10 protein-coding genes and 1 pseudogene are annotated in these 13887 nt (G+C 70.7%); 5 read left to right on the top strand and 6 right to left on the bottom strand.

All coding sequences use genetic code 11. The features are described 5' to 3' along the window. Positions 1–73: 73 nt before the first annotated feature. On the top strand, positions 74–628 hold the full coding sequence (locus tag CP975_RS03460; RefSeq protein ID WP_055527305.1) for a hypothetical protein: 555 nt from the start codon (positions 74–76) through the stop codon (positions 626–628). A 5-nt stretch (positions 629–633) separates the two neighbouring features. Here CP975_RS03460 and CP975_RS03465 read toward each other — a convergent pair whose 3' ends face one another. Together CP975_RS03465 and CP975_RS03470 are read right to left on the bottom strand one after the other, a co-directional pair. After that, entirely contained in the window at positions 634–1521 is an 888-nt protein-coding gene (locus CP975_RS03465; protein ID WP_055527299.1) for a SigB/SigF/SigG family RNA polymerase sigma factor, read from the bottom strand. A 33-nt stretch (positions 1522–1554) separates the two neighbouring features. Then, positions 1555–2313, bottom strand: a complete 759-nt coding sequence (locus CP975_RS03470; protein ID WP_055527300.1) for a VOC family protein — start codon at positions 2311–2313, stop codon at positions 1555–1557. A gap of 457 nt (positions 2314–2770) precedes the next feature. Between CP975_RS03470 and CP975_RS03475 the strand changes: the two genes are divergently transcribed. From CP975_RS03475 to CP975_RS03485, 3 genes are all read left to right on the top strand, one after another. Next, positions 2771–3970 (top strand): PP2C family protein-serine/threonine phosphatase, encoded by a 1200-nt coding sequence (locus CP975_RS03475; protein ID WP_055536204.1) that lies wholly within the window; start codon positions 2771–2773, stop codon positions 3968–3970. A gap of 112 nt (positions 3971–4082) precedes the next feature. Next, a complete protein-coding gene (locus tag CP975_RS03480; RefSeq protein WP_055536205.1) occupies positions 4083–4607 on the top strand; it encodes a DUF5709 domain-containing protein in 525 nt (174 codons plus the stop codon). A gap of 155 nt (positions 4608–4762) precedes the next feature. Next, positions 4763–5170 (top strand): hypothetical protein, encoded by a 408-nt coding sequence (locus CP975_RS03485; RefSeq protein ID WP_055536206.1) that lies wholly within the window; start codon positions 4763–4765, stop codon positions 5168–5170. A 33-nt stretch (positions 5171–5203) separates the two neighbouring features. Here the strand turns inward: CP975_RS03485 and glgB are convergent, their stop codons facing one another. From glgB to CP975_RS03505, 4 genes and pseudogenes are all read right to left on the bottom strand, one after another. Next, positions 5204–7456: a 1,4-alpha-glucan branching enzyme gene (gene glgB, locus CP975_RS03490; RefSeq protein WP_055536207.1), complete on the bottom strand. Its 2253-nt coding sequence runs from the start codon at positions 7454–7456 to the stop codon at positions 5204–5206. Positions 7457–7493: 37 nt separating this feature from the next. Continuing rightward, the gene (locus tag CP975_RS03495) at positions 7494–8834 is read right to left on the bottom strand and encodes a maltokinase N-terminal cap-like domain-containing protein (protein ID WP_055536208.1); all 1341 of its coding nucleotides are present in this window, start codon (positions 8832–8834) and stop codon (positions 7494–7496) included. A 13-nt stretch (positions 8835–8847) separates the two neighbouring features. Next, positions 8848–10574: pseudogene (gene treS, locus CP975_RS03500) on the bottom strand (maltose alpha-D-glucosyltransferase). After that, positions 10571–12913 (bottom strand): maltotransferase domain-containing protein, encoded by a 2343-nt coding sequence (locus CP975_RS03505; RefSeq protein ID WP_199782846.1) that lies wholly within the window; start codon positions 12911–12913, stop codon positions 10571–10573. Before CP975_RS03505 ends, treS begins: the two are co-directional and overlap by 4 nt. Positions 12914–13170: 257 nt before the next feature. Here CP975_RS03505 and CP975_RS03510 point away from each other — a divergent pair, with 257 nt between their 5' ends. Beyond that, positions 13171–13776, top strand: a complete 606-nt coding sequence (locus CP975_RS03510) for a pep a2 (protein ID WP_078593603.1) — start codon at positions 13171–13173, stop codon at positions 13774–13776. Positions 13777–13887 lie beyond the last annotated feature (111 nt).

Consider the following 13887-nt stretch of genomic DNA (forward strand, 5'->3'; position numbering starts at 1 on the left):
CTCCGCCGCACGGGGGAAGCGGATCATGCTCCGGCCCGATCTCCGCGCGCCGTGGTTCCACAACGGTGGACACATGGCAATCAGCGAAACGCACACCCTGCGTGTGGCCGGGCGAACCGAGCGGCCCGTGCCGCTCTGGGCCGAGCGCGCCGCGCGCCTGATCCCCCTCATCGGCCTGCCCGTATGTCTGTGGCGGCTGCCCATCGGGTTCGACTTCATGATGGGCATCGACGGCCCCCCGATGACGTGGGGGCGGTGGGCCAACGTGTCCTACGTCGTCGCGCTCAGCCTCCTGTCCGAGACGTTCGCCCTGCTGTGCCGCGGCCTGGTGCGCCCGTGGAGCGAGACCATGCCGAAGTGGGTACCGATGCTCCGCGGCAAACGTGTCCCGCCCTTCGTGGTGATCATCCCCGGGACCCTCGCAGGTCTGCTCTTCACCGCGCTGCTCGTCGACTGGGCTCTCTGCACCTTCCGTATCGCCGGGTTCGCGGACGGCCCCTACGTCAACGTGTGGTGGCACATCCTGGCTGCCACGGTCAGCGGCCTGATCACCCTGTGGGGTCCGCTGGTGCTCGCCCTGACGTACGCCTACTACCAGCGCCGTTGCCGGAGTCGGCAGAGCGCCTGAGCCCGTCACTCCCGGGTGAGCAGGCCCGTCCTCAGTTCGGCCAGGGTCCGCGAGAGCAGCCGCGACACGTGCATCTGCGAGATGCCGAGGGCGGCGCCGATCTCGGCCTGGGTCATCTCCTGGCCGAAGCGCATCTCGATGATGCGCCGCTCCCGCTCGCCGAGTTCCGCGAGCAGCGGGGCCAGGGCGTGGACGTGCTCGAAGACCTCGATGGCGGGGTCCGGCGCGCCCATGACGTCGGCGAGCGAGCGGCCGCTCCGGTACGTCTCGCCCTCGTCGGCCGAGCCGTGCGGGGCGTCCAGGGACCCGGCCAGGTAGCCGTTGGCGGCCACGATCGCCTCCAGCGCCTGTTCCTCGGTCACCTCCAGGTCGGCCGCCAGCTCCTTGACCGTGGGCTCGCGGCCGAGCACGGTGCTGAGCCGCTCCTGGGACCTGGACAGTCGCGTACGCAGCTCCTGCAATCTGCGCGGAACGTGCACCGCCCAGCTGGTGTCGCGGAAGTAGCGCTTGATCTCGCCGAGGATGCAAGGCACCGCGAACGACACGAACTCGAAGCCGCGGCTCACGTCGAACCGGTCGATCGCCTTGATCAGGCCCACGGTTCCGACCTGGACGATGTCCTCCAGCTGACCGTTGCCACGGTTGCGGAACCGGCCCGCCACGTAGTGCACGAGGGAGAGGTTCATCTCGATGAGGGTGTTGCGGGTGTACGCGTAGTCGGGCGAGCCGTCCTCCAGCGTCGCGAGCCGGTCGAAGAAGAGCTTCGACAGTTCCCTGGCGTCCTTCGGCGCCACTTGGTGGGCTTCCTCGATCCATGGCAGAGGGGCGGCCTCACCCTGTGTCCCCTCGGTCGGATCAGCGGCCAGTTCCGCCTCGATGGTTCGAACGAGCATCCTTTGATTCCCCAAAGTCGTGACGTGCGCGGTTCAGCTCTTGAGGACCGTGAAGGCGACGCCCTCGCGGTCCCCCAGCACGGCCTCCCGCCGGGTGCCCGACCCGCGCGGTGGTGCGATGACGCGTCCGCCCTCGCGCACGGCCGCCGCGGCGGCCGCGTCGACGTCGTCCACCCGGAACGACGTGTGCCAGCGGTACTGGTCCTCGGTGCCGGGAGCGACTCCCTGCGTGAGCGCTGCGACCCTGCGCGCCCCGTCCCGCACCGCGATCTGGTCGTTGACGTACTCCACGGCGCAGCTCTCGCCGGGGTCGCCGGCCCAGCCGAGTACGCCGCCGTAGAAGAGCGCCGCGGCGAAGATGTCCCGCGTGTGCAGCTCAAGTCGGCCGACCGGGCCCTCCCCCACCGCCCACAGGCTGTCGGGGGCGCGGTGGCGCAGCCCGAACACCGCGCCTTCCGGGCACGCGGCCACGGCGGCCCGCCCGGCGTGGGTGGCCAGCGGGCCGACCGCCACGGTGGCGCCCCGGTCGCGCAGCCGCCCGGCGGCGGCGTCCACGTCGTCGACGGCGAAGTACGGCATCCAGCCCGCGTGGACGCCCGACTCGCAGGTGGTCCGGCCGATGGTGCCGACCGGCACCCCCGCCTTCAGCATCAGGGATCGCGCCTTGCCCGGCGGGCCGAGCAGCGGCACGTGGCACCAGCCGAGGACCCGGCCGTAGAACTCCTCGGCGGCCCGGACGTCCCGCGCGGCCAGGCTCAGCCAGCAGGGCGCACCGCGCGCCTCCCGCCTCACGCCCGGCGGCGGGCTTCCTGCGCCGGGCGCGGCGACCCGCCGCCGGCCCGACGCACCGGGGGCGGAAGCCGGGGCCGGGCCCGGCTGCCGTTCGCCCGCCCGGACGGCGGTGGCGGGCCACCGCCGTCCGGGCGGGACGAGACGGAGCCTCCCGGACTCGCGCACGGAATCCCCTGCGGACTGCCGTGCGGGCCGCCCGGCAGACTTCCGTGACAGCCTGCCGCCCACCCACACCCTGCGCCCGCTCTCGTCGCTCACACCGATGTCCCTTGGCACAGTCTTCTCCTCGGCCCGTCACTGCTGTCTGTGGTGTGGTTCCGCGAACAGAAGGCCGCATACCGGGACCTTGTTCACTCGCCCGCGGGACCAAGGGCACCTCCCGGCCGGACCTCGACGCCTTGAATTCGGGCAGGATCCGGGCCCCGGTGTGAGACTGCCTGTGAGGCGGTGATCACAGATGGCGAGCCAATCCAGCGTTCCCGGCCCCGGAGAGCAACTACTCGAACAACTGCTCGCCTCGGCACATGCGGCGACCCCGATGGAGCTGCCCGCCCTGGTGCAGCGCTTCGCCGACGCCGCGGGGCTCGACCGGATCGACGTATATCTGGTGGATCTGCAACAGCGTCATCTGGTGCCGCTGGCCGAGGGGCCGCCCGCCCTCGGAGTGGACTCCTCCGTAGCCGGTTCGGCCTACCGGGCCCACACGCTGCGCGTCGAGGAACTGGCGCACGGCCGCATCACCACCTGGCTGCCGCTGATCGACGGGGTCGAACGCCTCGGCGTCATCGGCGCCACGGCCTCGGCCATCGACGGGGTGCTGCTGCGGCGCTGCCGCACGCTCGCCTCCATCCTGGCCATGGTGATCACCTCCAAGCGCACCGCCAGCGACACCTTCGCGCGCCGGACACGCTCCGAGGTCATGCAGCTGCCCGCCGAGATGCTCCGCGCCTTTCTGCCGCCCCGGACGATCGGCAACTCCGACGTCATCTCGACCGCCGTCCTCGAACCGGCGTACGACATCGGCGGCGATGTCTTCGACCACTCCCTGACGCGTTCCACCCTGTACGTGACGATCCTCGACGCCATGGGCCACAACCTCATGTCGGGCCTGACCACCGCCGTGGCCATGGCCGGCTGCCGCAACGCCCGCCGCGCGGAGGCCGAGCTGCCCGAACTGGTCGACAGCGTCCAGCAGGCGCTCGCCCGGTGGCTGCCCGAGCAGTTCTGCACGGGGATCCTCGCCCAGCTGGACCTGGCGGGGGGCGTCCTGCGGTGGTGCAACTGCGGCCATCCCCCGCCCCTGCTGATCCGGGACCACCGCGTGCTCGACCGGGCGCTGGAGCGGCCCGCCCAGCCACCTCTGGGCACGCCCGCGCTGCTCGCCGGCGTCGAGTGGGAGGTGCACGAGGAGGCGCTCCAGCCGGGCGACCGCGTCCTGATGTACACCGACGGCGTCACGGAGCTGCGGACGGGAGGCGACTCCGAGTTCGGCCTCGACCGCTTCACCGACAGCATCATCCGGGCCACGGCCGCGGGCGAACCGGCCCCGGAGGCGCTGCGCCAGCTCATCCACTCCATCCTCGACCGGCAGGACAACCAGCTGCGGGACGACGCGACGCTGCTGCTGCTCGAATGGCGCCCGCCCGGCACCCGCTGATCCACGGCGCGCACCCCGGGGGACTCCCCACATGCCTGAACGTGTGTTCTGGATCAGGGTGGATACACGCATGACATCGGCACCACGCCGCGCATGAAGGAGTACGAGCACCATGGACAACGACGACGTCATGGGCGACGAGGTCTACCAGCCCGACGCGGAAGAGGTCCGCGAGGACGAGGGCATCCTCGACCCCGAGGACACGCTCAACGACCGCGCGTCCGATCCCTACGACGAAGGCTGGTCGCCTCCCGAGCGCCCTCTCGGGGTGAACCACACCGGGACCACCGCCGAGGAGCAGCAAGAGGGCGAGACGCTGGACGAGCGGCTCTCCGAGGAGGTGCCCGACCCCGCCCTGGAGGTCCCCGCGCCCGGTGAGGACGACGACGGCATCGGCGACACGACCGACACCGACGGCGAACCGATCGACGAGGCGGAGATGGGAGACGCCCGCGCCGGACGCCTGTTCGCCCCGGACGAGGGGGCCACGGAGGACCCGGAGGACGCCGCGGAACAGGACATGGTCGGCGAGGACATGGGCGTCGACGGCGGGGCGGCCTCCGCCGAGGAGGCGGCGGTGCACATCATCCCCGCGGAGGGCGAGGATCCGGCGGACTCCAGGGGTGCGGGCGGCTGACCACCCGGGTGACGCACCTGGGTGGTCAGCCGGGTGGGGCACCGGGGTGACCACTTCGGGTGGCGGTGCGCGTCAGGGCATGTCATTCCGGAGAAATTGGGATGAATCGTCTTAACTTACTGCGGTCCCCTCCCTCTGGCCCCTCTGGAGATCGCATGAATCCTGCCCTGACGCGTGCCGTCACTTTCGGCGCCGGCCTGCTGCTGTGCGCCGCCCCCCTCACGGCGGCGCACGCGCTCGACACCCCCTCCGACGGCACCGGCAAGGGGGCCGCGCACGAGTCGGCGCCGCGGCCCACACTGAACGCGAAGGCGACGGTGAAGTCCGTCAAGGCGTGGCAGCAGTTCCGCGTCCACGGCTCCTCCACTCGCCTTCGTGCGGGCACGCGCGTGACGTTGCAGCAGCTCCAGCACAAGAAGTGGGTCTCCCTGCCGATCCGCATGAACACCGCCCGCAACCACACGTACAACCTGCGCGTGAAGCTCGGCATCAAGGGACTCAACAAGGTCCGCGTCGTCGGTGGCGGCGCCGTCTCCAACGTCGTCCAGGTCACCGTCCGCTGACGCGCGAGGGCCGGTTCCGGTCTCCGCCTGCCGTCACTCCGGGCGCAGCCACACCGTGGCCAGCGGCGGCAGGGTGACGCGCAGGCGGGCCGGGCGGCCGTGGGCGCCCTCGGGTTCGGGCTTCAGCGGCTGCGGGTTGCGCACGTCCCCGCCGCCATAGCAGGCCGCGTCGGTGTTGAGGACCTCCCGCCAGGCGTGCGGCTCCTCGGGAACACCGAGCGGGTAGGCGTCGCGGACGACCGGCGAGAAGTTGCACACCGCGAGGAGCGGCGCCCCGTCCGCGGCATGACGCAGGAACGCCAGGACGTTGTCCTGGGCCGCGTCCGTCACGATCCACGAGAATCCGGCCGGTTCGCTGTCCCGCTCCCAGAGGGCGGGCGTCGCGCGGTACTGGTGGTTGAGGTCCCGTACCAGCCGCAGGACGCCATGGTGGTCCGGCCGCGCCGGATAGGAGCGGTCGAGCAGCCCCCAGTCCAGGCCGCCTTCCTGTGACCACTCGGCGCCCTGCGCGAACTCCTGCCCCATGAAGAGGAGTTGCTTGCCGGGGTGGGCCCACATGAAGCCGAGGTAGGCACGGTGGTTGGCGCGCCGCTGCCACCAGTCGCCGGGCATCTTGGAGACCAGCGACTGCTTTCCGTGGACCACCTCGTCGTGCGAGAGAGGCAGGACGTAGTTCTCGCTGTACGCGTACACCATCGCGAACGTCATCTCGTTGTGGTGGTACTCGCGGTACACCGGGTCGCGGCTGATGTACTCCAGCGAATCGTGCGACCAGCCCATGTTCCACTTCAGGCCGAAGCCGAGGCCGCCGCGTGCCGGACTGCTGGGGGCGCCCGGCCCGCTGTCGTGCGTGGCGCGCGTGACCCCGTCCCACGCCGTCGACTCCTCGGCGATGGTGACCACTCCGGGAGAGCGCCGGTAGACCGTCGCGTTCATCTCCTGGAGGAACGCGACCGCGTCCAGGTTCTCCCGGCCGCCGGACTCGTTGGGGGCCCACTGCCCCTCGTCGCGCGAGTAGTCGAGGTAGAGCATGGAGGCGACCGCGTCGACGCGCAGCCCGTCGATGTGGAACTCCTCGCACCAGTAACTGGCGTTGGCGACGAGGAAGTTGCGCACTTCCCTGCGGCCGTAGTCGAAGGTGAGGGTGCCCCAGTCGGGGTGTTCGGCCCGCCGCGGGTCCTGCGGCTCGTAGAGGTGCTCCCCGTCGAAGGCCGCCAGCGCCCAGTCGTCCTTGGGGAAGTGGGCGGGCACCCAGTCGAGGATCACGCCGATGCCCGCCTGGTGCAGCGTGTCGACCAGGTGGCGGAAGTCGTCGGGCGTGCCCATGCGGGATGTCGGGGCGTAGAAGCCGGTGACCTGGTAGCCCCAGGACCCGCTGAAGGGATGTTCGGCCACCGGCATGAACTCCACATGGGTGAAGCCCGCTTCGGCGACGTAGGCCGTGAGCTGCTCGGCCAGCTGGCGGTAGGTCAGCCCCGGTCGCCACGAGGCCAGATGGACTTCGTACACGGAGAAGGGCGCCTGGCAGACGGGGCGCTCGGCGCGGTGTTCCATCCACGCGTCGTCTCCCCACACGTACGTGGAGCGCGTGACGACGGACGCGGTCGCCGGGGGCACCTCGGCGCGGCGGGCCATCGGGTCCGCGCGCAGGGTGTGCGAGCCGTCGGGGCGGGCGATGTCGAACTTGTAGAGCGCCCCCTCCTCCATCCCGGGTACGAACAACTCCCACACGCCGGTCGAGCCGAGCGAGCGCATCGGGTAGGCGGCGGACCCGTCCCAGTGGCAGAAGTCCCCGCAGACCCTCACCCCTCGCGCGTTCGGCGCCCACACGGTGAAACGCGTGCCGGCGACGCCCTGGTGGATCATCGGGTGCGCGCCCAGCGCCTTCCACAGTTCCTCGTGCCGGCCCTCACCGATCAGGTGCAGGTCGAGTTCGCCCAGTGCGGGCAGGAAGCGGTAGGGGTCCTCGCACTCGATCCCGGCGCCCTGGTCGTCGTAGGCCACGCGCAGCCGGTACTCGGGGATCGCGGCGAGGGGCAGCACACCGGAGAACAGGCCGTCGCCCATGTCGGTCAGCCCGGCCGTCCCCTCCTCGGTGACGAGCGTGACCGACCGGGCGTGCGGGCGCAGGGCCATGAACGCGACGCCGCCGGGCACCGGGTGCGCGCCGAGCAGCGCGTGCGGGTCGTGGTGCGTGCCCGACAGGAGGCGCTGCCGGTCCCGCGCGTCGAGCGGGGCGGCGGGAACGCGGTCCGGGGCTGCTGCTGTCGCTGCCGTTGCTGACATTGCTGCCGTTGCTGTCATCGCGGTCGTTTGCATGGCGTCAGCTCTCCTCTGCGAGGCGGGCGATCGCCGCCATGGGGACGGGCAGCCAGTCGGGGCGGTGGCGGGCCTCGTAGAGCGCCTCGTACACCGCTCGGTCCGTCTCGTAGGCCCGCAGAAGCTCGGCCTCCGTACGCGGATCCCACGTCGACTCCGCCGCGTACCCCGCGCAGTAGGCCTCCCGGCAGCGCTTCACCCACTGGGAGCGCCATGGGCGGCGGCTGTGGGCGGCGTAGTCGAAGGAGCGGAGCATGCCCGCGATATCCCGTATCGGGGCCTGGGCCCGCCGGCGTTCGTCGAGCGGGCGCGCGGGTTCGCCCTCGAAGTCGATGATGAACCACTCCTGCCGGGCCTTGAGCACCTGACCGAGGTGCAGGTCGCCGTGGACGCGCTGGGCCTCTCGGCCGGGGCCGCGGCCCGCCACGGCGCCGTACGCGGTCTTCAGCCGGGACACGTAGGGGACCAGCGCCTCCATCTGCCGGGCCGCGGTCTCCAGGCGCCCGGTCATGGCGGCGGCCAGCGGGCTGCCCCCGTACGGGTCCGGGGGCTCGGAGCCGAAGGCCTGGGCCAGCGCGAGATGCACCTCGGCGGTGGCGCGCCCAAGTTCGTAGGACTCGTCGGTGAAGTCCTCGCCCGTGGAGAGGGAGCGCAGCGCGAGGGTCCAGCCGTCGGTCGCCTCGGGCAGGAACGGCTGGAGCACGCCGAGCGTCGCCGTGCGCGGCTCGGTCGTCCAGAACCAGGCCACGGGGGCGGGTACCCGGGCGCAGCCACGGCGGGCCAGGGCCCACGGCACCTCCAGGTCCGGGTTGACGCCGTACTGCACGCGGCGGAACAGCTTCAGGATGAACGCGTCCCCGTACACCAGCGAGGTGTTGGACTGCTCCCCGCCGAGGAGCCGGGGCGGCAGCCCCTCCGGCACGACGGTCCGCGCGTCCCGCTCGAAGCGCAGGGGGCCCATCTCGCCGGGGACCCGCAGGCGTTCGAGGAGCAGCCCCGCCGACCAGGGGTCCAGGAGGGCGTCGTAGACGGTGAGGCCGGCGAGCGGACCCGCTTCGGGGCGGCCGACGACCGCGTGGTGGAGCCGGTGCGGCAGGTGTTCCCGTACGCCGAGGATCAGTTGGTAGCAGTCTTCGGGAGGCCCGGCGGGCCCCGTGCGGATCAGCAGGTGCAGACACCCGGGGTGCAGCTCGGTCATGGACAGGACGGCCAGGTCGGCGACGGGCCGGCCCTTGCCGGCGAACCAGCGCTGCTCGGGCAGCCACGCGCGAAGTATTCCGGCCAATGAGGTCAGCAGCCGCGGCGGGCTGAGGCTTCCGGGCGACTGCGTTGCGGTCTTCAGCATGCGACACGTCCCTTCAAAAGCGCACCGTGCGTGCGGCCGGACGTCGTGGCTGTTCGGTAAGGCGGAACCAGTAGAAGCCGTGGCCCGCCAGCGTGAGGAGATAAGGCAGTTCGCCGATGGCCGGGAAGCGCACCCCGCCGATCAGCTCCACCGGGTGACGTCCGTCGTAGGCCCGCAGATTCAGCTCGGTCGGCTGGGCGAAGCGGGAGAAGTTGTGCACGCACAGTGCCAGGTCGTTCTCGTGCTCCCTGAGGAAGGCGAGGACGGCGGGGTTGGTGGAGGGGAGTTCGGTGTAGGTGCCCAGGCCGAAGGCGGGGTTCTGTTTGCGGATCTCGATCATCCTGCGGGTCCAGTGCAGGAGGGAGGAGGGGGAGGACATGGAGGCTTCGACGTTGGTGACCTGGTAGCCGTAGACGGGGTCCATGATCGTGGGGAGGAAGAGGCGGCCGGGGTCGCAGGAGGAGAAGCCGGCGTTGCGGTCGGGTGTCCACTGCATGGGGGTGCGCACGGCGTCGCGGTCGCCGAGCCAGATGTTGTCGCCCATGCCGATCTCGTCGCCGTAGTAGAGGATCGGGGATCCGGGCAGGGAGAGCAGGAGTGCGGTGAACAGTTCGATCTGGTTGCGGTCGTTGTCCAGGAGGGGGGCCAGGCGTCGGCGGATGCCGATGTTGGCGCGCATGCGGGGGTCTTTGGCGTATTCGGCGTACATGTAGTCGCGTTCTTCGTCGGTGACCATCTCCAGGGTGAGTTCGTCGTGGTTGCGCAGGAAGATGCCCCACTGGCAGTTGGAGGGGATCGCGGGGGTCTTGGCGAGGATTTCGGAGACGGGGTAGCGCGATTCACGGCGTACGGCCATGAAGATGCGCGGCATGACGGGGAAGTGGAACGCCATGTGGCATTCGTCGCCGCCCTTGGCGTAGTCCCCGAAGTAGTCGACGACGTCCTCGGGCCATTGGTTGGCCTCGGCGAGCAGGACGGTGTCGGGGTAGAGGGCGTCGATCTCGGCGCGGACGCGCTTCAGGAACTCATGTGTCTGGGAGAGGTTCTCGCAGTTGGTGCCCTCTTCGGCGTAGAGGTAGGGCACGGCGTCGAGGCGGTATCCGTCGATGCCCAGGTCGAGCCAGAAACGCAGAGCGGCGATGATTTCTTCCTGGACTGCCGGATTCTCATAGTTGAGGTCGGGTTGGTGGGAGAAGAAGCGGTGCCAGTAGTACTGCTTGCGGACGGGGTCGAAGGTCCAGTTGGAGGCTTCGGTGTCGACGAAGATGATGCGGGCGTCGCTGTAGGCCTTGTCGTCGTCCGCCCAGACGTAGTAGTCGCCGTAGGGGCCTTCGGGGTCGGTGCGTGAGGCCTGGAACCACGGGTGCTGGTCGCTGGTGTGGTTCATGACGAAGTCGATGATGACGCGCATGCCGCGCTGGTGGGCGGAGTCGACGAATTCCACGAAGTCGGCGAGGTCGCCGAATTCGGGGAGGACGGCGGTGTAGTCGGAGACGTCGTAGCCGCCGTCGCGCAGGGGGATTTGAAGAAGGGGGGCAGCCAGAGGCAGTCCACGCCGAGCCATTGGAGGTAGTCGAGCTTGGCGGTGATGCCTTTCAGGTCACCGACGCCGTCGCCGTTGCTGTCCTGGAAGGAACGCACGAGTACTTCGTAGAACACGGCGCGTTTGAACCAGTCGGGATGCCGGTTGCTGGCGGGCGTGTCCTCGAAGGTGTCCTGGACGGGCTCGTTGACGATCATGATGTGGGTGACCCTCCGTTCTCCCCCGGCTCCGGCCGGACGAGCACATGGGCGCCGCCCGGACCGAGACGCACGTAGTTGGCGTCACCCCATTGGTAGGTCTCGCCGCTCAACTCGTCGCGCACCGGCACCGTCTCGTGCCGGTCGAGACCGAGGTGCGGCAGGTCCAGACGGACCGTGCCCTCCTGGGTGTGGTGGGGGTCGAGGTTGACGACCACCAGGACCAGGTCCTGGCCCTCGCGCTTGCTGTAGACGATGAGCGCGTCGTTGTCGGCGTGGTGGAAACGGAGGTTCCTGAGCTGGTGCAGGGCGCGGTGGCGTCGGCGGATCCCGTTGAGAGTGGTGATGAGCGGCGCGATGGTGCGGCCCTCCCGCTCGGCCGCCGCCCAGTCCCGCGGGCGCAGTTCGTACTTCTCCGAGTGCAGGTACTCCTCACTGCCCGGTCCGGCCGCGGTGTTCTCGCACAGTTCGAAGCCCGCGTAGACGCCCCAGCTCGGCGCGAGCGTGGCGGCCAGCACCGCCCGCGCCTCGAAGGCGGGGCGACCGCCGTCCTGGAGGTACCCGGACAGGATGTCGGGTGTGTTCACGAAGAAGTTCGGGCGTAGGAAGTGCACGGTCTCCCGAGACAACTCGGTGACGTACTCGGTCAGTTCGGGCTTGGTGTTCCGCCAGGTGAAATACGTGTAGGACTGCTGGAACCCGGCCTGCGCCAGCGCCCGCATGACGGCGGGGCGGGTGAAGGCCTCGGCGAGGAAGATGACGTCCGGGTCGGTGCCGTTGATCCGGGCGATCACCTCCTCCCAGAACACGACCGGCTTGGTGTGGGGATTGTCGACGCGGAAGATCCGTACGCCGTGCCCCATCCAGAACCGCAGCAGCCGAACCGTCTCAGCGATCAGCCCCGGCAAGTCCCGGTCGAAGGCGAGCGGGTAGATGTCCTGGTACTTCTTCGGCGGGTTCTCCGCGTAGGCGATGGAGCCGTCCGCCCGGTGCCGGAACCACTCCGGGTGCTTGTCCACCCACGGATGATCCGGCGAACACTGCAACGCGAAGTCCAGCGCGACTTCCAGACCCAGCTCCCCCGCACGCCGCACGAAGGCGTCGAAGTCCTCCAGGGCCCCCAAGTCCGCGTGTACGGCGTCGTGTCCGCCCTCCGGAGAGCCGATCGCCCACGGCACACCGACGTCCTGGGGGCCCGAGGAGAGCGAGTTGTTGGGGCCCTTGCGGAAGGTCGTGCCGATCGGGTGGATCGGCGGCAGGTACACCACGTCGAAGCCCATCGCGGCGACCGCCGGCAGCCGCTCGGCAGCTGTGCGGAACGTCCCCGACACCGGCGGCTCCCCCTCCCGGACCACAGCCCCCTCCGAACGCGGGAAGAACTCGTACCAGGAACCGAACAGAGCCCGCCGCCGTTCCACCACGAGGGGCAACGCGCGCGAGCGGGTGACCCGTTCACGCAGCGGGTGCCGGGCGAGCACCGCGTCCACCTCCGGGGCGAGCGCTGCCGCGAGGCGGCCGTCAGGCGGCCGCAGTTCGTCGCGCAGCGCGTCCACGGCGGCCCGCAGCGTCCGGCGTCCGGGGCCGTCCGGCACTCCGTCGGCGGCACGCTCGTACAGCAGCGCCCCTTCTTCGAGCGTCACCTCGGTGTCGAGACCGGCCGGGATCTTGACCTCGGCGGCGCGGCGCCAGCCGGTCACCGGGTCCGCCCACGCCTCGACGGCGTACGTCCAGCGGCCTTCCGCGTCCGGCGTCACCCGCGCACCCCAGCGATCGCTGCCCGGGGCCAGTTCGCGCATGGGGGTCCAGGGGCCGGCCCGCCCGTCGGGGCCGAGCAGCACGACATTGGCGCCGACCGGCTCGTGTCCCTCGCCGAAGAGCGTGGCCGTGACCTGGAAGGTTTCGCCGGGGACGGCCTTCACCGGGCGGCGGCCGCAGTCGATCACGGGACGGACGTCGGAGACGGGCACGCCGAGAAGGACCGGGCCCGTGGGCGCCGATGAGGTCGTCGGGGCGGCCGGGCCCGACTGCGGAGCTCGGGTCATCGCTCTCTCCTCTGCCAGGCTCTGGCGCGCGGGGCGCGGACGGCGGCGGCGCACGACCGGGCGGACGCCGGACGCCTGCTGCTGACGGCGCGCCGGCCGCAGCCCCAGGTAGTGCTCGGCCGCCTCGGCGGCGAGCCGGGCCGTGCTCTCGCCCATCAGTACGCACAGCGTGTACGCGGTGTTCTCGAAGTGCATCCGCACGGCGCGGTCCGCGGGGTCGGCGAGCAACAAGCGCTCCCACGCCCGGTACTGGTCCAGATGCCGCGCGACCTCAGCCTTCGTAGGCAGCAGCAACACGCTGGTCACCTTCTCGTTCTCCGGACGGTCACGCCCTCGACCCATGTCGGTCAAGCTTCCAACCCATGGTGCACGCGTGACCACGCAGCGTCCTGTTGGATCTTCAACGACCGGGTCTGACCTGCTCGTGTTGCACGAATGGAGCAGTGCTCCCACCCTGAGACTGACTCAGAAGCGATCAGTGTTCACGCTTCGTGCTCGGGGCTCGGCTCACAGAGCCGATGAAACCGGGGCTTCGCTGAGAGGAGCCAAGCGCGATGAAGACTGCAATCCCCTGTTACTACCACCTCGAGGTGGAGATCAGCCCGGAGAGGATCGATCAGGTCAGGCGCATTCTGGCCGCACATCTCCGGCACTGGGGTCTGGGGATTCTCGTCGAGCCCGTGTGCCACTGCGCCGGTGTGCTGCTCCGGGCGGTCGAGGAACACGGAACGGACAAGAACGCCGTGGTCGAGATGTGGTGGAACGGACAGCACCTCATCACCGCCGTGTCGGACAACGAGCGGGACCTTCCGCACCCGCACTACGGCCCGCAGGGCTACCTGGCGCAGATCGCCGCGATGAGCGACGGCTGGGGCAACTACCCGGCGACCAACGGCAAGATCATCTGGTTCTCGCACCGCGCCCGGTGTCCCGAACGCGCCCCGCTGGCGCCCCCTTCGCCCGCACCCGCACTGCGGGTGGCGCGCCCGCTGCCGCGGGAGGTGCCCGTCGCCGCGCTCGCGACTCCGGCGGAGGAGGAGCCGGTGGTCGTCGGAGCCGCCCCGGGTGCCCACACCCAGCGCGCCGAGGCATCTTGGCCCAGGATGGTGGAGCGATCCACGGCGTCGTCCCCCGAGCCGCGCACGGCGACCACCATGTGAGCGCCCTGCTTCCTCGGCAGCGCCCGCGGCCGCGGCGACCCCGCTGGGGAAGCCGCGGCGCCGGCGTCCTCGGGCGTTCACCGGCGCCGCGGACAGACCGAGACCACGCTC

The organism is Streptomyces alboniger, from assembly GCF_008704395.1.
Classification (GTDB): domain Bacteria; phylum Actinomycetota; class Actinomycetes; order Streptomycetales; family Streptomycetaceae; genus Streptomyces; species Streptomyces alboniger.